The sequence below is a fragment of the Mesorhizobium sp. PUT5 genome, assembly GCF_052216645.1.
Taxonomy (GTDB): domain Bacteria; phylum Pseudomonadota; class Alphaproteobacteria; order Rhizobiales; family Rhizobiaceae; genus Mesorhizobium.
Genome location: NZ_JBQOSO010000003.1, coordinates 1,022,951 through 1,045,349, shown reverse-complemented (window position 1 = coordinate 1,045,349; position 22,399 = coordinate 1,022,951). Strand labels below are relative to the sequence as shown.

At 68.4% G+C, this 22,399-nt stretch carries 22 protein-coding genes; 11 read left to right on the top strand and 11 right to left on the bottom strand.

Features of this window, described 5'->3' with window-relative positions; translation table 11 throughout:
* The first annotated feature begins 83 nt into the window (after positions 1-83).
* The 3 genes from ACTDI4_RS06565 to ACTDI4_RS06555 all read left to right on the top strand — a co-directional run bounded on the left by ACTDI4_RS06565 (position 84) and on the right by ACTDI4_RS06555 (position 2,360).
* A complete protein-coding gene (locus tag ACTDI4_RS06565) occupies positions 84-710 on the top strand; it encodes an alpha-ketoglutarate-dependent dioxygenase AlkB family protein (protein ID WP_442840377.1) in 627 nt (208 codons plus the stop codon).
* A gap of 65 nt (positions 711-775) precedes the next feature.
* Positions 776-1,888, top strand: a complete 1,113-nt coding sequence (locus ACTDI4_RS06560) for a phosphatase PAP2 family protein (protein WP_442840376.1) — start codon at positions 776-778, stop codon at positions 1,886-1,888.
* Between the two features lie 19 nt (positions 1,889-1,907).
* Complete coding sequence (locus tag ACTDI4_RS06555) at positions 1,908-2,360, top strand: RbsD/FucU family protein (RefSeq protein WP_442840375.1); 453 nt, start codon at positions 1,908-1,910, stop codon at positions 2,358-2,360.
* A 43-nt stretch (positions 2,361-2,403) separates the two neighbouring features.
* Here ACTDI4_RS06555 and galE read toward each other — a convergent pair whose 3' ends face one another.
* Both galE and ACTDI4_RS06545 read right to left on the bottom strand, forming a co-directional pair.
* Positions 2,404-3,402 (bottom strand): UDP-glucose 4-epimerase GalE, encoded by a 999-nt coding sequence (gene galE, locus ACTDI4_RS06550; protein ID WP_442840374.1) that lies wholly within the window; start codon positions 3,400-3,402, stop codon positions 2,404-2,406.
* Positions 3,403-3,480: 78 nt separating this feature from the next.
* Positions 3,481-4,119: an isochorismatase family protein gene (locus ACTDI4_RS06545; protein WP_442840373.1), complete on the bottom strand. Its 639-nt coding sequence runs from the start codon at positions 4,117-4,119 to the stop codon at positions 3,481-3,483.
* Positions 4,120-4,394: 275 nt separating this feature from the next.
* Between ACTDI4_RS06545 and hemA the strand changes: the two genes are divergently transcribed.
* Positions 4,395-5,672 (top strand): 5-aminolevulinate synthase, encoded by a 1,278-nt coding sequence (gene hemA, locus ACTDI4_RS06540; protein ID WP_442843282.1) that lies wholly within the window; start codon positions 4,395-4,397, stop codon positions 5,670-5,672.
* 24 nt (positions 5,673-5,696) lie between these two features.
* Here the strand turns inward: hemA and ACTDI4_RS06535 are convergent, their stop codons facing one another.
* Positions 5,697-6,863 carry a pyridoxal phosphate-dependent aminotransferase gene (locus ACTDI4_RS06535; RefSeq protein WP_442840372.1) on the bottom strand — a complete coding sequence of 389 codons (1,167 nt, stop codon included), beginning with the start codon at positions 6,861-6,863 and terminating at the stop codon, positions 5,697-5,699.
* Between the two features lie 101 nt (positions 6,864-6,964).
* Positions 6,965-7,387, bottom strand: coding sequence for a large conductance mechanosensitive channel protein MscL (gene mscL / locus ACTDI4_RS06530; protein ID WP_442840371.1), 423 nt, complete (start codon positions 7,385-7,387; stop codon positions 6,965-6,967).
* A 224-nt stretch (positions 7,388-7,611) separates the two neighbouring features.
* Here mscL and ACTDI4_RS06525 point away from each other — a divergent pair, with 224 nt between their 5' ends.
* Positions 7,612-11,175, top strand: a complete 3,564-nt coding sequence (locus tag ACTDI4_RS06525) for a PAS-domain containing protein (RefSeq protein ID WP_442840370.1) — start codon at positions 7,612-7,614, stop codon at positions 11,173-11,175.
* A 17-nt stretch (positions 11,176-11,192) separates the two neighbouring features.
* Here ACTDI4_RS06525 and ACTDI4_RS06520 read toward each other — a convergent pair whose 3' ends face one another.
* Both ACTDI4_RS06520 and ACTDI4_RS06515 read right to left on the bottom strand, forming a co-directional pair.
* Positions 11,193-11,852 carry a response regulator transcription factor gene (locus tag ACTDI4_RS06520; RefSeq protein ID WP_442840369.1) on the bottom strand — a complete coding sequence of 220 codons (660 nt, stop codon included), beginning with the start codon at positions 11,850-11,852 and terminating at the stop codon, positions 11,193-11,195.
* Between the two features lie 130 nt (positions 11,853-11,982).
* Entirely contained in the window at positions 11,983-12,423 is a 441-nt protein-coding gene (locus tag ACTDI4_RS06515; RefSeq protein WP_442840368.1) for a hypothetical protein, read from the bottom strand.
* Between the two features lie 109 nt (positions 12,424-12,532).
* Here ACTDI4_RS06515 and ACTDI4_RS06510 point away from each other — a divergent pair, with 109 nt between their 5' ends.
* Together ACTDI4_RS06510 and ACTDI4_RS06505 are read left to right on the top strand one after the other, a co-directional pair.
* The gene (locus tag ACTDI4_RS06510; RefSeq protein ID WP_442840367.1) at positions 12,533-12,883 is read left to right on the top strand and encodes a DUF952 domain-containing protein; all 351 of its coding nucleotides are present in this window, start codon (positions 12,533-12,535) and stop codon (positions 12,881-12,883) included.
* Positions 12,880-13,956 carry a quinone-dependent dihydroorotate dehydrogenase gene (locus tag ACTDI4_RS06505; protein WP_442840366.1) on the top strand — a complete coding sequence of 359 codons (1,077 nt, stop codon included), beginning with the start codon at positions 12,880-12,882 and terminating at the stop codon, positions 13,954-13,956. Before ACTDI4_RS06510 ends, ACTDI4_RS06505 begins: the two co-directional genes overlap by 4 nt.
* A 95-nt stretch (positions 13,957-14,051) precedes the next feature.
* Here ACTDI4_RS06505 and ACTDI4_RS06500 read toward each other — a convergent pair whose 3' ends face one another.
* The 5 genes from ACTDI4_RS06500 to tsaD are packed head-to-tail and all read right to left on the bottom strand — an operon-like array spanning position 14,052 to position 17,562.
* A complete protein-coding gene (locus ACTDI4_RS06500; protein WP_442840365.1) occupies positions 14,052-14,702 on the bottom strand; it encodes a class I SAM-dependent methyltransferase in 651 nt (216 codons plus the stop codon).
* A complete protein-coding gene (locus ACTDI4_RS06495) occupies positions 14,699-15,124 on the bottom strand; it encodes an EVE domain-containing protein (RefSeq protein ID WP_442840364.1) in 426 nt (141 codons plus the stop codon). Before ACTDI4_RS06495 ends, ACTDI4_RS06500 begins: the two co-directional genes overlap by 4 nt.
* Positions 15,125-15,141: 17 nt before the next feature.
* Complete coding sequence (locus ACTDI4_RS06490) at positions 15,142-15,438, bottom strand: YciI-like protein (RefSeq protein WP_442840363.1); 297 nt, start codon at positions 15,436-15,438, stop codon at positions 15,142-15,144.
* 10 nt (positions 15,439-15,448) lie between these two features.
* Positions 15,449-16,477, bottom strand: coding sequence for an NAD(P)H-dependent glycerol-3-phosphate dehydrogenase (locus ACTDI4_RS06485; RefSeq protein ID WP_442840362.1), 1,029 nt, complete (start codon positions 16,475-16,477; stop codon positions 15,449-15,451).
* A complete protein-coding gene (gene tsaD / locus ACTDI4_RS06480) occupies positions 16,474-17,562 on the bottom strand; it encodes a tRNA (adenosine(37)-N6)-threonylcarbamoyltransferase complex transferase subunit TsaD (protein ID WP_442840361.1) in 1,089 nt (362 codons plus the stop codon). Before tsaD ends, ACTDI4_RS06485 begins: the two co-directional genes overlap by 4 nt.
* Positions 17,563-17,654: 92 nt before the next feature.
* Here tsaD and hemC point away from each other — a divergent pair, with 92 nt between their 5' ends.
* From hemC to ACTDI4_RS06460, 4 genes are all read left to right on the top strand, one after another.
* Positions 17,655-18,581, top strand: coding sequence for a hydroxymethylbilane synthase (hemC, locus tag ACTDI4_RS06475; RefSeq protein ID WP_442840360.1), 927 nt, complete (start codon positions 17,655-17,657; stop codon positions 18,579-18,581).
* Positions 18,582-19,295, top strand: a complete 714-nt coding sequence (locus ACTDI4_RS06470) for a uroporphyrinogen-III synthase (protein ID WP_442840359.1) — start codon at positions 18,582-18,584, stop codon at positions 19,293-19,295. It abuts the gene before it with no gap.
* Between the two features lie 111 nt (positions 19,296-19,406).
* Complete coding sequence (locus ACTDI4_RS06465) at positions 19,407-20,789, top strand: COG4223 family protein (protein WP_442840358.1); 1,383 nt, start codon at positions 19,407-19,409, stop codon at positions 20,787-20,789.
* A gap of 6 nt (positions 20,790-20,795) precedes the next feature.
* Positions 20,796-22,394 carry a heme biosynthesis protein HemY gene (locus ACTDI4_RS06460; protein WP_442840357.1) on the top strand — a complete coding sequence of 533 codons (1,599 nt, stop codon included), beginning with the start codon at positions 20,796-20,798 and terminating at the stop codon, positions 22,392-22,394.
* Positions 22,395-22,399: the final 5 nt, after the last annotated feature.

The window sequence follows — 22,399 nt, the reverse complement described above, 5'->3', positions numbered from 1 at the left end:
CTTTCGGGTCGCCGTTTCGCGTTCGTCATGGCATTCAAGCCGTTTGCGCCGCCGAAGTCGCGGCGACGAACTGGGAGAAGACGATGACTGCCTTGCCCGAAGGGGTGCGCCATCTGCCCGGCTATCTGGACCGCGGCGCGCAGGAAGCGCTGCTGGAGGACATCCGTGCGGTTGTGGCCGATGCGCCGCTCTACGTGCCGGCCATGCCGCGCACCGGCAAGGAGATGAGCGTGCGCATGACCAATTGCGGCCCGCTCGGCTGGGTCACCGACAAGGAAAGCGGCTACCGCTACCAGGCGACGCATCCGGCGACCGGCAGGCCGTGGCCACCTATCCCCGAGGCGCTGGTGCGGATCTGGCGCGATGTGGCCAGCTATCCGCTGGCGCCCGAGGCCTGCCTGGTCAACTTCTATACGGCCGAGGCGAAGATGGGCCAGCACCAGGACCGCGACGAGGCCGATTTCACCGCGCCCGTGGTTTCGGTCTCGCTGGGCGACGACTGCCAGTTCCGGCTCGGCGGCACGCGGCGGCAGGACAAGACGATGCCGCTGCGGCTGCAAAGCGGCGACGTGCTGGTGATGGGCGGGACAAGCAGGCTGGCCTTCCACGGGGTCGACCGCATCTATCCCGACACCTCGACGCTGCTGAAGAACGGCGGCCGCATCAACCTGACATTGAGACGGGTGACGGGGGCGAACAAACTGCCGTAACGGAATCTGAACGAAGGCTCCGTAACGATGGTCTTTCGTCCTCGAGCGACGGTCAGGCCTTCATCATGCGCAGAATCCTCCCGTTCCTGAACGATCTGCTTTTCCGCACCGCACGGCTGGTACGCTTCGACACGCCATTCTATCTCTTCATCGCCGTCTACACGATCGCCAGCCTGCTGTTCCTCTATCTCGTCGGCGCGTCCGACAAGGCGGCTTTCGCCGCCTATCTGTGGCGCTGGCCGTTCATGTTCGGATTTTTCCTGCCGGCGATCGCACTTGGCGCCGATGCCGCGCTGCTTGCAACGCGTTTCCGCAGACGGCCGAAGCTGGCGGCAAAGCGCCTGTTTTCGCCTTCGCGGATGGCATATTTGCTCTCGGGTCTGGTATTGCTGATGGCCTTTGGCGTCTTCCAAGGCGATTTCACCTCGGTCAAGAACGGGCTGCCCGTATGGCGAGGCGGCTTTGTCTACGATACTGCCCAGGCAGATCTCGATGCCCTCCTTCATTTCGGCTCGGACCCGTGGCATTTCCTTCACCGGATCGGGGGCTTCGACATTGTCAGGACGGTGGTGGAGTGGAACTACAACATCCTGTGGTTCCTGATCTGCTTCGGCGCACTGTTCTTCGTGGCGACATCGCCGATGGCCGCCCATATACGGTCGCGTTACCTGATCTGCTTTGCCGCGATCTGGGTGGTGATCGGCAACATATTCGCAGGCGTGTTCCTGTCGGCCGGGCCCGCGTTTTATGGGTTTGTCACGGGAGACGCCGCACGCTTTGGCGAGCAACTGGCCTTTCTCGCCCACGGCGGCACCAACCCCAATTCCGCCGCCGCCTACCAGAACTATCTGTGGACGCTTTACGATCAGGGGCAGGCCGGCTTTGCATCCGGCATCTCCGCCTTTCCGAGCGTTCACGTGGCCCTCATCACCTTGAACGCGCTGTTCATCTACGAACATCACCGCAAATTGGGTCTCGCGGCGTTTGGCTATGTGCTTTTCGTCGCCGCAAGCTCCGTCTATCTGGCCTGGCACTACGCCATCGACGGCTACGCCGCCATGGTCATCACGGCCGCGATCTATTTCGCCGTCAGGAAATGGCGAGCGCTGGCGGGCTTCCGGCAAGAGGGCGTACACTCCCGGCCGGCGCCAGACACCGTGCGTGTCAGTGTGCCCTGAAGGCAACGAAAGGAACATCATGCTCAAAGGCATCAATCCCCTGCTGAACGCCGACGTGCTGCAAGCGCTGCGCGCCATGGGCCACGGCGACGACCTCATCATCGCCGACACCAATTTCCCGGCCGACTCCGTGGCGCGCCAGACCGCGCTCGGCCGGCTGCTGCGCATCGACGCGCCCGCGGCGGCGGTGGTGGAGGCGGTGCTATCGCTTTATCCGCTCGACACCTTCGTGCACGATGCGGCCGCGCGCATGGAGGTCGTCGGCTCTCCCGACGAGATCCCGGCCGTGCAGCAAGAGGTGCAGGAAAAGATCGACGCCGCCGAAGGCCGCGCCTGGCCGCTGAAGCCGGTCGAGCGCTATGCCTTCTACGAGCGGGCCAAGCAGGCCTATTGCGTGATCCAGACCGGCGAGCGCCGCTTCTACGGCTGCTTCGCCCTGCGCAAGGGCGTCATCCCACCCGACGCGGCATAGGCGCGGCCCGGGGACGCGGCGCAGGGACGCGGGCCAAGCGCGCTCAGCCGGCGCGCGGGGAGTTCTTGGCGGACAGGATGCGCTCCCAGGCCAGCGCATGCCGTACGATGAGGTCGAGATCGTCTCGGGCGGGCGCCCAGCCGAGTTCGGCGCGGGCGAGGTCGGAATTGGCCACCACGGCGGCGGCGTCGCCGGCCCGGCGCGGGCCCGTCTCCACGGCGAAGTCGCGCCCGAACACGCGGCGCACCGCCTCGATCACCTCCAGCACCGAATAGCCGTGGCCGTAGCCGCAATTGGCCACGAGGCTGTCGCCGCCCGCGCGCAGCCGCTGCAGGGCGAGCCGGTGGGCGGCCACGAGATCGGAGACGTGGATGTAGTCGCGCACGCAGGTGCCGTCGGCGGTAGGGTAGTCGGTGCCGTAGACCTGCATGGCGGCGCGCTTGCCCAGCGCCGTCTCGCAGGCGACCTTGATGAGATGGGTGGCGCCGGGCGTCGACTGTCCGGTGCGCCCCTTCGGATCGGCGCCGGCGACGTTGAAGTAGCGCAGCGCCGCATAGCGCAGCCCATGGGCGGAGGCGGCATCGCGCAGCATCCATTCGCTCATCAGTTTGGACAGGCCATAGGGCGATTCGGGCGCCAGGCGCGCATCCTCGCGTACCGGCTCGCTGCCCGCGCCGCCATAGACGGCGGCGGTGGAGGAGAAAATGAAGTTCGGCACGCCCGCCCGCACCGCCGTTTCGATCAGCGCACGGGTCTTGCAGGTGTTGTTTGCGTAATAGGCGAGCGGGTCGGCAACCGATTCTGGCACCACGATGGAGCCGGCAAAATGGATGATCGCATTCACCTCATGGTCGCGGATCAGGCCGGCGACAAGCTCCGTATCGGCGATATCGCCGACCACCAGGTTCGCCTCCGGCGCCACGGCCCAGGCAAAGCCGGTGGACAGCCGGTCGAGCACCACCACCTCCTCGCCGGCGTCGAGCAGTTCCCACACCATGTGGCTGCCGATATAGCCCGCGCCACCCGTCACCAGAACCGCCATGTCAGCCTCTTCGATTGTTGCAAATGAAATCGGAAACGGCCGCATTCGGCCGCCTTGCTCCCGTCCCCGTCTTTCGGGTCAGGCCGTCAGCCCGGCCGGGAGGGCATCGAAATGCCCGATCGCCTCGGCGGCCGTCACAAGGTCCGCATATTTCTGCCCCATGTCGAAGATGTTGGCGCGATGCGGCTCCAGCGCCCTGTCGCCGACGCAGTCGGTCACGACCACCGGGCGGAAATTGTAGCTGATGGCGTCGATCACCGTGGCGCGCACGCAGCCGCTGGTGGTGGCGCCGGTGACCACCAGCGTGTCCACGCCCGCCGCCACCAGCCAGCCCGGCAGATGCGTGCCGAAAAAGGCGGATGCCTGTGTCTTGCGGACGATCAGTTCGCCGGCCCTCGGCTTCAGGTCATCGACGACATGGCTGGCTGGGGCCGCCTCGGTCAGTTCGCGCAGGCGGGGCGCCTTCCGGCACCAGACACCGGCGTCGGCGCCGTCGTCGGCGTAGACGATGCGCGTGAAAGCCACCGGAAGGCCGCGCCGGCGCGCAGCTTCGAGCAACGGCACGGTCGCGCGCACGGCGTCGGGAATGTTGCCGCCGCCGAAGATTTCGGGATCGACGAAGCCGTTGACGAAATCGACGACAAGCAGGGCGGGCCGCTTGCCGAAGCCCAGTGGCTGGCCGAACTTCTGCTTCTCATAGACGCTCAGTTCATCCATTCCGATCCTCCCTGGCGTTGCCGGCATCGCGAAAGACTTAGCCCGAAGATGCCGGCTGCGCCACCTGCATCCGCGCAAAGCGGCCGCGACAGGGACGGCGCCAGGCGGCATCGTCTTGAAACAGACTTGATCCACATCAACGCGCCAGGCCTGCCGCCGCGCTTCTTGAGGCCGCGCGGTCAGGTCGGTTCGGGCGTGGCATTTTGACCGCGCAAGCACGATAGACGATGGGTAAGGCAATGATTATGATCCCGCGCAAAACCTGGGACGACACCATGAACTACCGCCGATTCTTCGAGGAAGCGATCGATCAGCTCCACGCGGAGCGGCGTTATCGGGTCTTCGCCGACCTCGAACGCATCGTGGGCAAGTTCCCCAAGGCGCTCTGGCGTGCCAACGGCCGGATGCAGGAGATCACCGTCTGGTGCTCCAACGACTATCTGGGCATGGGCCAGCACCCGGACGTGGTGGCGGCCATGCAGAAGGCGGCGGGCGGCATCGGCACCGGCGCCGGCGGCACGCGCAACATCTCCGGCAACAACCACCCGCTGGTCGAACTGGAAGCCGAGCTGGCCGACCTGCACGGCAAGGAGGCCGGGCTGGTGTTCACCTCGGGCTTCGTCTCCAACGAAGCGTCGATCTCGACCATCGCGCGGCTGCTGCCCAACTGCCTGATCCTGTCCGACGAACTGAACCACGCCTCGATGATCGAGGGCGTGCGCCGTTCGGGCGCCGAGAAGAAGATTTTCCGCCACAACGACGTGGCCCATCTGGAAAGCCTGCTGCAGACGGCGGGCCGCGAACGCGCCAAGCTGATCGTGTTCGAAAGCGTCTATTCGATGGACGGCGACATCGCCCCGATCGAGGAGATCGCCAACCTCGCCGAAAAATACAACGCCATGACCTATATCGACGAGGTCCATGCGGTGGGCATGTACGGCCCGCGCGGCGGCGGTATCACCGAGCGCGAGGGGCTGGCCCACCGCATCGACGTCATCGAGGGCACGCTGGCCAAGGCGTTCGGCACGCTGGGCGGCTACATCACCGGCACCAGCGCCGTGATCGACGCCGTGCGCTCCTATGCGCCGGGCTTCATCTTCACCACGGCGCTGCCGCCGGCCATCGCTGCGGCCGCCGCCACCTCCATCCGCCATCTCAAGGCCTCGCAGGCCGAGCGCGATGCGCAGCAGCGGCAGGCGGCGCGCACCAAGCAGGTGCTGGCCGAAGCCGGCCTGCCGGTGATGGAATCGGCCACCCACATCGTGCCGGTGCTGGTAGGCGATCCGGAACTGTGCAAGATGGCGACCGACCGGCTGCTGGGCGTGCACGGCATCTATATCCAGCCGATCAACTACCCGACCGTGCCGCGCGGCACCGAGCGGCTGCGCATCACGCCGACGCCGTTCCATTCGGATGCGCTGATCGACACGCTGAAGGATGCGCTGATCGAGACCTGGGACGCGCTGGGCATACCCTACGGCAAGGCCGGCCAGCCTGCCGTCGCCGCCAGCGAACGCATCATCCCGCTTCTGGTGCCGAAGTCCGGCGGCTGACGCCGCCGGAAATTTCGAAGCAGATCAAACCGTCTCGATCCACCGCGCGAGCCGCTGCGCGGCCTCCTCGACCTGGTCGAGACGGCGGTGGAAGCACAGCCTGAAGAACGGGTTCCAGCCCTCGCCGAAAGCCGTTCCCGGCGCCAGGCCGACATTGGCGTGGTCGACGATGTCGAACGCGGCCTGGCGGGAATCGGCAATGCCGTCGATGGTAAAGAACAGATAGAAGGCGCCCTGCGGCACGGCGAAGCGGGCACGGCCGGTCCGGCTCAGTATGTTGCAAACCAGATCCCTCGCCTGCCTTGCCCGTTCCACCTGCTCGGCGATGAAGGCATCGCCCTCGTCCAGCGCGGCAATTGCACCTCGCTGCATGAACTGCGCGACGCCCGACGTGGAATACTGGATCAGGTTCTCGAACACCTGCTGAAGCGAGGGATGGACTTTCAGCCAGCCGATGCGCCAGCCGGTCATGGCCCAGTTCTTGGAGAAGCTGTTGACGTAGAGGATGCGGTCGTCCTCCGCCGCCACGTCGAGAAAGGAGGGAGCGCGCGCGCCGCCATAATAGAACAGCGCATAGATCTCGTCGGCGATGATCCACAGGCCCTTGTCGCGGGCAAGCTGCAGGATGGCGCGCAGCGTGTCATGGTCGGCGGTCCAGCCGGTCGGGTTGGACGGGCTGTTGACGAAGATCGCCCGCGTGGCTGGCGTGATTGCCGCCTCGATCCGGCCCACGTCGCAGGACCAGCCATTGTCCGAATAGTCGAGCGGCACGGCGACCGGCCGGGCGCCGGCCACGCCGGCCGCGGCGGCGAGGTTCGGCCATGCCGGCGACAGATGGATGATCTCGTCGCCCTTGCCGGCCACCGCGTCGATGGCAAGTTGTATGGCGTGCATGCCCGACCCGGTGACGATGAATTCCTCCTGGTCGAAGGCGCGCCCGAAATGGCGCAGGTAGTAGGCAGCCAGCGCCTGCCGCAGCTCCACAATGCCCTTTTGCCAGGTGTAGAAGGTCTCGCCCCCCGCCAGCGCCCGGGAAGCCGCGTCGGCGATGAAGGCGGGCGTCGGCAGGTCGCCCTCGCCCGCCCAGAGCGGGATCAGGCCCTCGCGGGCACGGCCGTGGTTCATGACGGCGACGATGCCGCTTTCGGGCGCGGCCAGCGCTTCCGCGCGAAGAGTGTCGAGTAGGGTCATTGCAAGGTCCATATTTCGATTTCGGCACGTCTTACATCACGCGCAAGAAAAAAGCCCCGGCCGCAACCGGCCGGGGCCTTGGTCCAGCGCAGGGCCGCAGGCTACTTCTTGGCCAGCAGGTCCCGGATCTCGGTCAGCAGCGCCACGTCGGCCGGCGGTGCGGCGGGTGCCGGCGCGGGCTTCTCCCCCTCCAGACGCCGGCGCAGGTTGTTCACCATCTTGACCATGAGGAAGATAATGAAGGCCAGGATGATGAAGTTCAGCACCACGGTGAGGAAGCTGCCGTAGGCGAAGACGGCGCCCTGCGCCTTGGCGGCGGCGAGCGTCGGGGCGTTTACCGCGGAAGAAAGCGGCAGGTAGTAGTTGTTGAAATCCAGCCCGCCGAAGAGCGCGCCGATGATCGGCATGATGATGTCGTTGACCAGCGAATCGACGATCTTGCCGAAGGCCGCGCCGATGATGACGCCGACCGCCAGGTCCATGACGTTGCCTCTAGAGATAAACTCCTGGAATTCCTTGAGCATCCGGTCCTCCTAGTGACGACGGGCGACAATGTCGCCTCCGGCCTCCGATTCTGTCGCCGGCGCGCCACAATAGCAAAAACCTGCGGTTGAAAAACTGGAAAACAAACGTGCCGGCAATCGTCGTCGCGCCCTGGGCCCGTTCGATCCCTTAGGCCAACGTCGTGGTGGACGCGGCCGCGAAGCTGTGATTGCCTCGAAGCCGTGGTCAGGGAGGAGCACACAGCGTGCAGGGCTGGTCCATCGTCATCGTGGCGCTCGCCTATGTGACGTTCCTGTTCGCCGTCGCCAGTCTCGGCGACCGGCGCGCGACGGCTCACGGCCCCGGCCGGCCGAGGCCTTTCATCTATGCGCTCAGCCTGGCCATCTACTGCACCTCCTGGACCTTTTTCGGCTCGGTCGGGCTGGCTTCCGAGCGCGGGCCGGAGTTCCTGGGCATCTATATCGGCCCGGTCCTGCTGTTCGTGTTCGGCTTTCCGCTGCTGCGCCGCATCGTGCGGCTGGCCAAGGCCGAGAAGATCACCTCCGTGGCCGACTTCCTGGGCGCGCGCTACGGCAAGAGCTTCACCGTGGCCGCGATCGCCACGCTGATCGCCACCATCGGCACGGTGCCCTACATGGCGCTGCAGCTCAAATCGATTTCCGGCTCGGTCAGCCTCATGATCGAGCATTATTCCGGCGCACCGCCTTCCTTCGATCCGTTCGTCAGCGACATCTCTCTGATCGTGGCGATGCTGCTGGCGCTGTTTTCGGTGCTGTTCGGCACCCGGCACGCCGACGCCACCGAGCATCAGGACGGGCTGGTGCTGGCGGTGGCGGTGGAATCGGTGGTCAAGCTCGCCGCCTTCCTGGCCATCGGCCTTGCCGTGACGTTCGTGATCTTCGACGGCCCCCGAGCGCTGGTCGACACGCTGGCGAGCGAGCCGCGCGTGCGGGAATCCATCGGCTACGGCACTTCGCTCGCCTCCTGGCTGGTGCTGACCGGGCTGAGCGCCTTCGCCATACTGATGCTGCCGCGGCAGTTCTACGTCACGGTGGTCGAGAACCGCAGCGAAACCGAGCTGCGCACGGCCGCCTGGGTGTTCCCGGCCTATCTGGTGGCCATCAACCTGTTCGTGCTGCCCATCGCGCTTGCCGGGCTCGTCACCGTGGGCGGCCGCACCGGCAGCGACCTCTACGTGCTGGCGCTGCCGCTGCTCACCGGCCACGACCTGCTGGCCTACATCGCCTTCGTGGGCGGCTTCTCCGCGGCCACCGCGATGGTCATCGTGGAGACGGTGGCGCTGTCGATCATGATCTCCAACGACCTGGTCATTCCGCTGTTCGTGCGGCGGCTGATGAGGACCGCCCGTTCGGAGAACGAGAACTGGTCCAGCCTCATCCTGAACGTGCGGCGGGCGGCGATCTTCGTCATGCTGTTCGTCGCCTTCCTCTACTATCGCGCCTCCACCGACAGCGCCCGCCTTTCCTCCATCGGGCTGATGTCGTTCGCGGCCATCGCCCAGTTCGCGCCGGCCATGATCGGGGGCCTGATCTGGCGCGGCGCCAACGGCAGGGGCGCGGCGCTGGGCATGGCGGCGGGCATCTTGGTTTGGGCCTATACGCTGCTGTTCCCCTCGCTGGCGGCCGCTGACAACGCCATCGTCGCCGGCGGCCTGTTCGGCCTGGAGGCGCTGAAACCGCAGCAACTGTTCGGCACGGTGGCCGAGCCGCTGAACCACGGCGTGATGTGGAGCCTTTCGGTCAACACGCTGTTCTTCGTGCTGGGCTCGCTGTCGCGCGCATCAGTGCCGCTGGAGCGCATCCAGGCCGCGATCTTCGTGCCGCGCGAGGCCAGCCCCATGCCCAACCTGAGGCGCTTCCGCACCTCCACCACCATCAACGACCTCAAGGACACCATCTCGCGCTATCTCGGCGTGGAACGCACCGAGCGTTCCTTCCAGTCCTTCGAGGCGTCCAACGCCACAACCCTGCACGGCCACGAGCCGGCCTCGATGGAGGTCATCCGCTTCTCCGAGCAATTGCTGGCCAGCGCCGTCGGCTCCTCCTCGGCGCGTCTGATCCTGTCGCTGCTGTTCCGCCGCAACGATCCCGGCTCGCGCGATGCGCTGCGGCTGCTCGACGACGCCACGGAGGCCCTGCAGCACAATCGCGACCTCCTGCAGATCGCACTCGACCAGATGGAGCAGGGCATCACCGTCTTCGACAAGGATTTCCGGCTGATCTGCTGGAACCGCCAGTACCGCGCGCTGTTTTCCCTGCCGGACGACATGGGACAGGTGGGGGTTTCGCTCGACCGCATCCTGCGCCACCTCGCCGAGCGCGGCGACATCGCCCCCGACAGCCAGGTGACCATGCTCAACCGGCTGACCAGCTTCGACGGACCCTGGCAGGTGGAGCTGGAAACCAGCGGGCGCATACTGGAGCTGCGTTCGGCGCCGATGCCGGACGGCGGCCTTGTGGCCACCTATGCCGACATCTCCGCCCAGGTGGCCGCGGACCTGGCATTGAAGCGTGCCAACGAATCGCTGGAGCAGCGCGTGAGAAGCCGCACGGCGGAGCTGACCCGGGTCAACGAGGAACTGGCGCAGGCGCAGATGCTGGCCGAGGAGGCCAACCTTTCCAAGACCCGCTTCCTTGCCGGGGCCGGCCACGACATCCTGCAGCCGCTCAACGCGGCGCGGCTCTATTGCGCCTCGCTGATCGAGAAGGCCGGCAAGGGGCCGGCCGGCGAGGCCGCCATGAACATCGAATCCTCGCTGGAATCGGTGGAGACCATCCTCGGCGCCGTGCTCGACATCTCCCGGCTCGACGCGGGCGCCCTGAAGCCGGTGGAAACCGTCTTCCGCCTCGACGGCCTGCTGCGCCAGATCAGCACCGACTTCCAGCCCATGGCGGCGGCCAAGGGGCTCGAACTGGTCATCGTTCCGTCGTCCCTGTGGACCAGCACGGACCGCAACCTGTTGCGCCGGCTGGTCCAGAACCTGGTCTCCAACGCCGTGAAATACACGCGGCAGGGCCGCATCCTGGTCGGCGTGCGCCGCCGCGGCGAGCTGGCCGAGCTGCAGGTCATGGACACCGGCATCGGCATCGCGCCGGCCAAGCTCAACACCGTCTTCCGCGAATTCACCCGGCTGGAGGAAGGCGCGCGCGAGGCGCACGGGCTCGGCCTGGGGCTGTCCATCGTCGACCGCATCGCCCGCGTGCTGCGGCTGGAGATCCGCATCGCCTCCGACCTCGGCCGGGGCACGCGCTTTTCCGTGCTGATGCCGGTGCGGCAAGGCCAGCGGACGCCGCGGCAGGCAGCGAACCGGGCACCCCTGCGCGCGACGGCTGCGGGACTGGCGGTGGCCTGTATCGACAATGACAGGCGCATCCTGGAAGGCATGCGGCTTCTGCTGGAAGGCTGGGGCTGCGCGGTGGAAACCTATGCCGGCTCCGCCGACATCGAGGCCGGGGCGGCCGCTGCACCGCGCCCCGACATCATCCTGGCCGACTACCATCTCGACGGCGAAACCGGGCTGGATGCGATCGTCGGCATGCGGGCGCTGCATGGCGAGGGCATCCCGGCCGTGCTGGTCACCGCCGACCGCACCGCGGAGGTGCGCGCCGCTGCGGCCGCGCTCGACGTGCCGGTCGTCAACAAGCCGCTGAAGCCGGCCGCCCTGCGCTCGATCCTGGCGCGGCTGAAGCCATTTGGCGCGCCCCCCGAACAGCAAGGCCCCGGGCAACCGACCCCGGGACAAGCCGACGCGGAGCAGAAAGACGCAGAGCAGCCTGCAGCGGAATGAACGGAAGGCGGCCGCTTTCAGCCCATCGCCGGCAACGGGTCGTCGCCGATCCGGGAAAGCCGGATCACCGCCTGGGTGCGGCTGTCGACGCCGAGCTTCTGCAGAACGGCCGAGACATGCGCCTTGATCGTGGCTTCCGAGACGCCCAGCTCATAGGCGATCTGCTTGTTGAGCAGCCCTTCCGCCAGCATGCCCAGCACGCGCGTCTGCTGCGGCGTCAGCGTCTGCAGGCGGCAGATAAGGTCGGAAATCTCCGGGTCCCGCTCCACGCCCAGGTCCATGCCGACCGGTGCGGCGATGTCGCCGGCCAGCACGGCGCTGACCGCGCCACGGATGTCGTCCATGCTCGCCGACTTGGAGATGAAACCGGAAGCGCCGAGATCGAGCGCGCGGCGGATCGTCACCGGATCGTCATGCGCCGAGACCACCACCACGGGCACGGTCGGATGGATGCCGCGCAACGAAATCAGGCCGGAAAGCCCGCTGGCGCCGGGCATCGACAGGTCGAGCAGCACGAGATCGACGTCCTCGTTGGCGAGCAGCAGCGCCTTGGCGCTCTCGAAATCGCCCGCCTCATGGATCGCGGCGACATCGCCGATGCCGGCCAGCGCCTCCTTCAAGGCACCACGAAACAGGGGATGGTCGTCGGCGATGACGAAGCTGTGGCCTGCCGGCAAATGGTCCTCCCCGACCCCGTCGTCTGTTCTTATGGGCTCAGCTCGCCGCGATTATGCGGTGCACGGCGGCATTTTCAAGCGCGCAACGGAGCCAGGAGCGGTTTTCCCCACACCGAGACGCTGCCGCGCCTCATGTGCGGTCGGGGGCAGGCTTGGCCGCATTGTCGTCCTCGCGGCTGAAATCCTTGACGATGTTGAGGAACGTGCGGAAGAAACGCTCCATATAGCCCATCGTCTTCTCGAACTCCTGCTCGGTCGGCAGGTTGGATTCCAGGCGCGCGGAAGGCGTGTTCTCCAGCCGGGTGACCCGCTCCTCCAGCGCCTTCACCGAACCTTCCAGGCGGCCGATCTCGTCCTGCAGGGCCGTGCGCTCGTCGGCGGCCATGCGGCAGATGAGCTGGCCCGATTTTTCCTCGCATAGCGACATGGCGCCGGTCTGCGTGTCCATACGCACATAACCCTCGGCGGACTTCTCCAGCCTGTAGCGATCGGCAGGAGCTTCGCCTGCATGCGCCGGCAGGGCGGGCAGCACGGCCAGGACTGCGAAAATGGCGGCGTTTGTCGGGCGCATCTTTTTCTCCTTGCGAGGGTCGCCCAGATTGGCGCGGCTTTATGCCGGAAATGGGGACGACCTGCGCCGCGCCCTTTCCCAGCGGCTACATTCGGATTATAGCGCGGCCATGTCACGCTTCATCTACAAGATCGCGCCCGAGGCGCTGTGGCGCGAGGCGGAAAGGGCCGGCCGCTTCGCCGGTGCGCCGGTCGACCTCGCCGACGGCTTCATCCACTTTTCCACGGCCGGGCAGGTGGCGGAAACGGCGGCGAAGCATTTTGCCGGCCAGGCCGGCCTGCTGCTGGTGGCGATCGACGAGGAAAAGCTCGGCCCCGCGCTGAAATACGAACCGTCGCGCGGCGGCGCGCTGTTTCCGCATCTGTTTACGGCGCTGGATCTTTCGGCCGTCGCCTGGGTGCGGCCGCTGCCGCTCGGTGCCGACGGCCGGCATGAATTTCCGCCGCTGGAGGAAGAATGAGCCTTATCGACCGGCTGGGCCGGCGCGTCCTCTTTTCCTTCGATCCCGAGACGGCGCACGGCATGTCGATCGCGGCGCTGCGCTGCGGCCTGCCCACGGCCGGCACCGCCCCGCGCGACCCGCGGCTGAAGGTTCGCCTGTGCGGACTGGACTTTCCGAACCCGCTCGGCATGGCGGCCGGCTTCGACAAGAACGCCGAGGTGCCGGACGCGCTGCTGCGTCTCGGCTTCGGCTTTGCCGAGGCGGGCACCGTCACGCCGGAGCCCCAGCCGGGCAACCCCAAGCCGCGCATCTTCCGGCTCGTCGAGGACGAGGCGGTCATCAACCGGCTGGGCTTCAACAACGAAGGCCACGAGGCGGCGGCCCGGCGGCTTGCCGCGCGTCAGGGCCGGCCGGGGATCGTCGGCGTCAATGTCGGCGCCAACAAGGACAGCGCCGACCGCATCGCCGACTATGAGAAAGGCGTGGCCCGCTTCGCCGCGCTCGCCTCCTACCTCACCGTCAACATCTCCTCGCCCAACACGCCCGGCCTGCGCAACATGCAGGCGCGCGCCCAGCTTGCCGAACTGCTGGCGCGGGTGGTGGCGGCGCGCAATGCCGGCTCGGCCAGGCCGCCGGTCTTCCTCAAGATCGCGCCCGACCTCGCCGAGGCCGAACTGGAGGACATCGCCGCCGAAGTGACCGAAAAGGGCATCGACGGCGTGATCGTCTCCAACACCACGATCTCGCGGCCGCGCCTGCGGACGCCGGCCTTTGCGAGCGAAGCCGGCGGGCTTTCGGGCAAGCCACTATTCGAGCGCTCGACCATCGCGCTGGCCAAGATGCGCAAGCTGCTCGGGCCGCAGCGTGCACTGATCGGCGTCGGCGGCGTCGACGGCGCGGAGACAGCAATGGAAAAGATCCGCGCCGGGGCCGACCTAGTGCAGCTTTACACCGGCATGATCTATGCCGGCCCGGGGCTGCCGTGCCGTATCGTGCAAGACATGCTCCGCACGGTGGAGCGGGAACGGCTTGGCTCGATCCGCGACCTGCGCGACTCCCGGCTGGAAGCCTGGGCCGCAAAGCCGCTTTAGATCGCCGTGCATCCCAACGGACGCAATCTGGCGATCTAACTCTTTGTTTGAGCATCGGATTTTCCGAAAACCGATTCCACTTTTCGGTCCTGACCCTAGAACCGCCACACCGTCGTGCGCTTGACCTCGGCATCCTCCAGCGCGCGCGTCACCGGCACCTCGTAGACGGCAAGCTTCTCCAGCCCCGTCTTCGGCAGATAGGCCCGGCCCGGATCGCCGATCAGGATTTCGGCGCCCCGCGCCTTCAAGGCGGCGAACCAGGGCACAAGCCGGTCGGCGAAGGGCTTTTCGTAGAATACGTCGCCGGCCAGCACCACCTGCCAGCCGTCGTCCGTGCCGATGCAATCGGCGCCGAGAAAGCGCACCGCGACGTCGTTGGCTTCCGCGTTGAGCCGGATGGCGGCCTCGCAGAACGGGTCGATGTCGGCGGCGACCGCCTCGACCGCGCCCGCCTTCATGGCGGCGATGGCGACCAGCCCTGAGCCGGAGGCGAAGTCCAGCACGCGGCGGCCGCGCACCGTCTCGGGATGGTCGAGGACATGGCGCGCCAGCCCCTGCCCGCCGGCCCAGGCGAAGGCCCAGAAGGGCGGCGGCAGGCCGATCTCGGCCAGTTCCTCCTCGGTGCGCTGCCACAGCGCATGCGCCTCGTCGGCGAGATGCAGACGTAGCTGCGGCACATGCGGCGGCGCCGTCAGCGCCGTGTTGGAGCGGATGAAGCGTTCGGCGTCGGCGATGCCCAGCGTCACGGCGCCGGGTCGAGGCCGCCCATGCGGCAGACCTCCCGCCACTCGTCCGGGGTCACCGGCTGCACGGAAAGACGGCCGAGCCGCACCAGCGCCATTTCGGACAATTTCGGGTTGGCCTTGATTTCGGCCAGCGTCGGCGGGTTCGGCACATCGCGCACCGCACGGATGTCCACGCACTCCCAGCGCGGATCCTCGGTGGTGGTGTCGGGATGGGCGAGCGCGCAGACCTCGACGATGCCGACCACGTTGAGGCCTTCGTTGGAGTGGTAGAAGAAGCCGAGATCGCCGATCTGCATGGCGCGCATATTGTTGCGAGCGGCGTAGTTGCGCACGCCGTCCCATTGCTCGCCGGCCTTGCCCTTCTTCTTGAGATCGTCAAAGGAAAACTTGAACGGCTCGGATTTGAACAGCCAGTGGTTCATCGCCTCCTCCCCTTTTCTCAGGCGCCCGCCGGCTTGTTGAACACCCAGTTCCACGGCCGTATCTCGACGCTCTCGAACAGGCCGGCCTTGGCATAGGGATCGTCCGCCGCGATCGCTTCCGCGGATGGCCTGTCGGCGGCGGATATCACGACGAGGCTGCCGTCCGGGCTGCCCTGGCCATCATGGAACGGTCCGGCGAACATCAGGGCGCCGCGATCGTTGAGCGCGTTGAGGTAGGCGACATGCGCGGGCCGCGTGTCCTGCCTGGTCTGGAGATGGCCGGGCTTGTCCCTGCAGATGAGCGCAAACAGCATTTTCTTGTCCCTATTCCTCGGTTTCGGTCTTCAGCGGCCGCGTCATCAGCGCCATCACCGCCTCGCCGATGGTGATGCTGCCTTCCAGGATGGCGGCGACGGCCGAGATGATCGGCGCATCGATGGCGCGTTCGGCGGCGATGCGGGCGGCGATCGCGGCCGTGGGCACGCCTTCCGCCAGCGGCCGGCCGGCAAGCTCCTCGCCGCGGCCGAGCGCCAGCCCGTAGCCGAAATTGCGCGACTGCACCGACGAGCACGACAAAAGCAGATCGCCAAGGCCGGAAAGGCCCATCAGCGTCTCCGGCCGCGCGCCGAAGGCGGCGCCGATGCGCCGCAGCTCCACGAAGCCGCGCGTGACCATGGCCGCCTGCGCGCTGGCGCCGAGCGCGGCCCCCGTGACCGCGCCGGCGGCGATGGCGAAGACGTTCTTCAGCGCGCCGCCGATCTCCACGCCGACGAGGTCGTCGCTGGAATAGCAGCGCAGATTGTCGGCGGAGAACTCGGCGGCCAGCAAGGCGGCCAGCGCCTCGTCGCGGGCGGCCACGACAACCGCCGTCGGCAGGCCGCGGGCGACGTTGACGGCGAAGCTCGGGCCCGACAGCGCCGCAATCGGATTGCCGGGGAGCATGTCCTCCACGATGCCCGACATCAGTTCTCCCGTGTCGCGCTCGATGCCCTTGGCGCACAGCACCAGCGGCGCGCCTGCCGGCATATGCGCTGCGGCTTCGCCCAGCACGGCGCGCAGCGACTGCGCCGGCGTCACCGCCAGCACCCGCTCGGCGCCGGACAGCGCTGCCTCCAGGTCCGTCGTCGCCTCGATGCCGGCGCCGAAGGAGATGCCGGGCAGGTAGCGCGGGTTCTCGCCGCGTCGGATCGCATCGACCATCCCCGCGTCTCGCGCCCACAGGGCCACCGCATGGCCGGCGCGCAGCATGGCCAGCGCCAGCGCCGTGCCCCATGCGCCGCCGCCCAGCACGGCGATGCGACGCCTTGTCTGCTTCGCGCTCATGCCCCGGCCGCTCATGCCCTGTCCGCTCATGCTTTGGCCCCTCGCCTGCCGGAGCCGACCACCGGCGCCGACACCTGATCCAGCGGCCAGCGCGAACGCGGCACGAAGCCGAAAGCGTCCTGATGCGGCAGGCCGGCGCGCAGCCGCTCGATCCCTGCCCAGGCGATCATGGCGGCATTGTCGGTGCACAGCTTCAAGGGCGGCGCCACGAAGCGGAAGCCGGCCTGCCGGCACAGGCCCTCCAGCGTCGCCTTCACGGCGCGGTTGGCCGCCACCCCGCCGGCCACCACCAGCACCGGCTCGGCCGCATCGGGAAATTCCGTGCGGAACCGCTCCAGCGCGCGGCGCACCCGGTCGGCCAGCGCATCGGCCACCGCCGCCTGAAAGGAGGCGCAGATGTCGGCCACGTCCTGGTCGGTGAGCGGCGCGACCGCCTCGGCCGCCTGCCGCACCGCCGTCTTGAGCCCGGAAAAGGAAAAATCGGGCTGGGCGGAGCCCTTCATCGGCCGCGGGAACGGGAAGCGGGCGGCATCGCCGCTTGCGGCCGCCTTCTCGACGTTGGGGCCGCCCGGATAGGGCAGGCCCAGCATCTTGGCGGTCTTGTCGAAGGCCTCGCCGAGCGCATCGTCGATGGTGGTGGCCCAGCGCCGGTAGTCACCCACCCCGCGCACCAGCAGGATCTGGGTGTGGCCGCCGGAGACCAGCAGGAGCAGATAGGGAAACGCCACGCCGTCGGTGAGGCGGGCGGTGAGCGCATGGCCTTCCAGATGATTGACGGCCAGCAGCGGCTTGCCGCTCGCCGCGGCGATGGCTTTCGCCGTCATCAGCCCCACGATCAGCCCGCCGACGAGCCCCGGCCCCGCCGTGGCGGCCACGGCGTCGATATCGGCCAGCGACGTGCCGGAATCGGCCAGCGCCGCCTCCACGATGCCGTCCAGCGCCTCGACATGGGCGCGCGCGGCGATCTCCGGCACCACGCCGCCGAAGGCGGCATGCTCCTCGATCTGGCTCAGCACCACATTGGACAGGATCTGCGGCGCGCCGTCGCCGGCCAGCGCCACGACGCTCGCCGCAGTCTCGTCGCAACTCGTCTCTATGCCCAGCACCCGGACCATTTGCCGCCAGCCTCGAACGTTGCCCACCCGGCCGTTCCCCGCTAGGAGAGGGCCGGCGGATTTGCCGCTTCGGGTATCACGGACCGCACGCCATGCAAACAGTCTTGAAGATCGGAACACGCGCCAGCCAACTGGCGATGGCACAGGCACACGAAGCGCGCGCCCGACTGATGGCCGCGCATGGCTTGCCCGAGGAAGCCTTCGAGATCGTGCCCATCACCACCACGGGCGACCGCATCCAGAACCGGCCGCTCTCCGAGGCGGGCGGCAAGGGCCTGTTCACCAAGGAACTGGAGGAGGCGCTCTACGGGCTGGACATCGACATCGCCGTGCATTCCTCCAAGGACATGCCGACGGAGACCCCGGAGGGACTGGTGCTTTCGGCCTTCCTGCCGCGCGAGGATGTGCGCGACGTCTTCATCGGCCGTTCGGTGAAGGCCATCGCCGACCTGCCGCAGGGCGCCAGGCTCGGTTCCTCCTCGCTGCGCCGCCAGGCGCTGATCCGCCGCATGCGCCCCGACCTCGAGGTGGTAATGTTCCGCGGCAACGTGCAGACGCGCCTGCGCAAGCTGGAGGAAGGCGTGGCGGAGGGCACCATGCTGGCGCTCGCCGGCCTCAGGCGGCTCGGCATGGAGCATGTGGCCGGCGAGATCATGGCGCTGGACATTTTCCCGCCCGCACCCGGGCAAGGCGCGATCTGCATCGAGAGCCGCGCCGCCGATTCGGCGGTTTCCGAGATGGTCGCGGCGATCAACCACGCCGACACGGAGCATGCGCTGACCTGCGAGCGCGCCTTCCTGGCCGCGCTCGACGGTTCCTGCCGCACGCCGATCGCCGGACACGCCGTGATCGCGGACGGACGAATCGCCTTCAAGGGCGTGATCCTCAGGCCGGACGGCAGCGAATGGCACGAGATCGCGGCCGAAGGCGACATGGCCGACGCTGCCCGCATCGGCCACGATGCCGGCATGGAGGTGCGGGGCCGGGCGGGCGAAGGCTTCTTCGCGGGCTGGAGCTGAATGCTGCGCGTGCTGGTGACGCGGCCGGAGCCCGGCGCCGCCCGCACGGCCAAGGCGCTGGAAGCCATGGGGCATCGGCCGATCCTGCTGCCGCTTTCCGAAACCCGGCCGCTGCCGGCAGAAGAGAACGCCCTGCCGACGCGGATCGACGCCGTGGCCGCCACCAGCGCCAATGCGCTGCGCTTCGCACCGGCGGCGCTCGTGGCCCGGCTGGCCACCCTGCCCTGCCATGCCGTGGGCACCAGGACCGCGCAGGCGGCACGCGCGGCCGGCTTTCTCCGCGTCGAGGAAGGGCCGGGCGATGCCGAGGCTCTGGCGGCCAGCATCGGCGAAGGCCTGTCGGCCAGGACCCTTCTTTACCTGTGCGGGCGCGTGCGGCTTCGGCTTTTCGAGGAACGCCTGGCCCGGGCCGGCGTTCATGTCCGGCCTGTGGAAACATACGACACCGTGACGATCGAACCATCGAGCGAAACCGTGACCGCCCGGCTCGGCGCCGGTGCCGATGCCGTGCTGCTCTATTCGGCCAAGGCGGCAGAGGCGGCCGGCCGGCTTGCGGCGCGCCCCGCGCTTGCCCCATTGTTCACGCATGCGCACATGCTGGCGCTGTCGGGCCGCGTCGCGGCGGCGTTCGGGCCGGAGGCGGGCGGCGGCATGCATGTCGCTTCTGCACCGACCGAGGAGGCGCTGCTGGAGCTGTTGCGCGAGCTGGATTGAACGGATGCCGTCATGCCGCCCCTTTTCACGGGTGGGAGGTGTGATAGACCCTTGTCTCTATCCTGCATGCCGCCTTGCGGCCGAGACGAAGCGAGAAAGCGGAGCCGAAGCATGGTCAAGACGCCGAAGACGCGGCACTCGAAAAGCCGGCGCGAGCCGATGACGATCGAGCTGGAGCCCGGCGCGGTATCGCGTATCGGCGACGAACCGGCAGCGACCGAGCCGAACGCCGAGGCGGCGGCCGAGCAGATGGAGCAGGTATCGCAGCCTGACATGACCGAAGACAGACCGGCCGCCGAGGCCGCTGCGGAAACTTCCCCCGAAGAACAGCCGCCGGCCGCCGATGCGCCGGACGAACCGGCGGCACAGACCACCGGCTACGGTTTCGACGCGCCGCCGCCGGCAGGCAAAGCCGGCGATGAAGGCCTTGCCCGCGGCGAGGCCGCCGGACCGCGACGCGGCGGCGGCATGAATGCCGTGGCAGCCGGCCTCGTCGGCGCGGTCATCGCGCTGGCCGGGGCGGGCGCATTGCAATATGGCGGTGTGCTCGGCACGCCGGGCGGCTCATTCGCGCAGGTCAACAGCGAGATCGCCGCGCTGAAGGGCGAGCTTGCCGCGGCCAGGCAGGGCAACTCCGCCAGCAACGACGCGCTGGCACGGCTGAACGACTTCTCGGCCGCGCTCGACAAGCTGCGTGCCGACCTTGCCGCGGTGCAGAAGACCGTCCAGGCAGCGGGCGGCGGCAACGACACGGCCGCGCTCGAGGCGCTCGGCGACAAGGTGGCCGCGCTGGAGACCGAGCTTTCCAGCCTGAAGCAGGCCGGCAGCCAGCAGCAGCCGGTCGACCTCGGCCCTCTCAACGAGAGGCTCGATGCGCTCGATACCGAGGTGAAGTCCGCCACGGAGGCCGCAACGACGGAAAACGGGCGCGTCGCGGCGCTGGAGCAGTCGGTGTCGCAGCTTTCCGGCAAGGTCGAGGCGCAGGCCTCGCAGCCGAAGATCGCGCTGGCGATCGCGGCCTCGGCGCTGAAGTCGGCCCTCGACAGGGGGGCGCCGTTCGCCTCGGAACTGGACACGTTCGCGGCGATCGCCCCGGACGCTCCCCAGGTCGCCGCGCTGCGCCCCTATGCCGAAAAGGGCGTGGCGAGCCGCGCCGACATCGCCGCCGGCATGGATGCCGCCGCCAATGCCATGGTGGCCGCCGGCCAGCCGGTCGATGAGAACGCAAGCCTTGCCGAGCGGTTGTTCTCCAGCGCGAAATCGCTGGTGAAGGTCAGGCCGATCGGTGCCGTTGAAGGGCCGGGCGTGCCGGAAACCGTGGCGCGCATGGAGGCGGCGGTGAAGCAGGGAGACTACGCCAGGGCGCTCGCCGAATACGACACGCTGCCGGAGGCCGCCAAGGCGGCGGGCGCCGAATATGCCGCCGAGATAAAGGCGCGCATGGATGCCGAGGCGCAGGTCGACGCGCTCGTCTCCGACGCCATGAAGGCATAAGCCCAGATGATCCGAGCCCTTTTCTTCCTTCTCGTCGTCTTCGCCCTCGGCCTGGGTTTTTCCTGGCTGGCCGACCGCCCCGGCGACATGGTGATGACCCTCGGCGGTTACCAGTACCAGGTCAGCCTGATGGTGGCGGCGGTGGCCGTGGTGGCCGCGGTCGCCGCGGTGATGATCGCCTGGTGGCTGGTCAGGTCGATCTGGAACAGCCCCTATGCCATCGCCCGCCATTTCCGGGTGCGCCGCCGCGACCGCGGCTATCAGGCGCTGTCCACCGGCATGATCGCTGCCGGCGCCGGCGACGGCGCGCTGGCGCGGCGCAAGAGCAAGGAGGCGGCCAAGCTGATCAGCTCCGACCAGGAGCCGCTGATCCATCTGCTGGACGCGCAGGCGGCCCTGCTGGAAGGCGACCACGAGAGCGCCCGCAAGAAGTTCGAGGCCATGCTGGACGATCCGGAGATGCGGCTGCTCGGCCTGCGCGGCCTCTATCTGGAGGCCGAGAGGCTGGGCGACCGCAACGCCGCTCGGCACTATGCCGGACGCGCGGCCGCCGCGGCGCCGCAGCTTGGCTGGGCAGCGGAATCCACCATGGAGGAGCTGGTCGCGCGCGGCGATTTCGACGCCGCGCTCAAGATCGCCGACGCGCAGAAGGGAACCCTCGAACGGGCGGCCTCCGACCGGCGCCGCGCCGTGCTGCTGACGGCCAAGGCCGAGGCGCTGGCCGATACCGCCCCCGACGCCGCGCGCGCCGCCGCGCTGGAGGCCAACCGCCTGCAGCCGCATTTCGCGCCGGCGGCGCTGCTGGCCGCCGGCGCCCTGTTCCGGCAGAACGACGTGCGCCGGGGCTCGAAGATCCTGGAGGCTTCCTGGCGGGCCGAGCCGCACCCCGACGTCGCCGACCTCTATATCCACGCGCGGCCGGGCGACGCCGCGCTCGACCGTCTCGGCCGGGCCAGGAAATTGCAGGAGATGAAGAAGAACCATCCCGAATCCTCGCTGGCGGTCGCCCGTGCCGCGCTCGACGCGCACGACTTCGCCACCGCCCGCAGCGAGGCCGAGGCCGCCATCCGCATGGACCGGCGCGAAGGCGCCTATCTGTTGCTGGCCGACATCGAGGAAGCCGAGACCGGCGACGAGGGCAAGGTGCGCCAGCTCCTGGCCAAGGCCGTGAAGGCGCCGCAGGACCCGGCCTGGATCGCCGACGGCGTGGTTTCGGAAAAATGGGCGCCCGCCTCGCCGGTGACCGGCAGGATCGATGCCTTCGAATGGCGCGCACCGGCCGAAAGGCTCGGGCGGCTGATCGAAAGCGAGGAGGAGGAAGCCGTCCCGGTCCTGCCTTCGCCGGCTCCGGTCCCCCCGGTTGTGGCCCCCTCGGTTGTGGCTAGCCCGGCCGCCCAGGAAGCCACGGACAAAAAACCAGCCGCCGAGGCCGAACCCGAAGGCAGGGAAGAAGCGCGGCCGCCGGTTCCCGCAGACGCTCCGGCACCCGCCTATGCCGAGGCGGAAGCGGCGGAGGCCGTGCCGCAGCGCCTGCCGGATGACCCGGGCGTCGAGCCGGAGGACGACGAGACGGAGCAGCCGGCCGGCCGCTTCCGACTGTTCTGACCGCC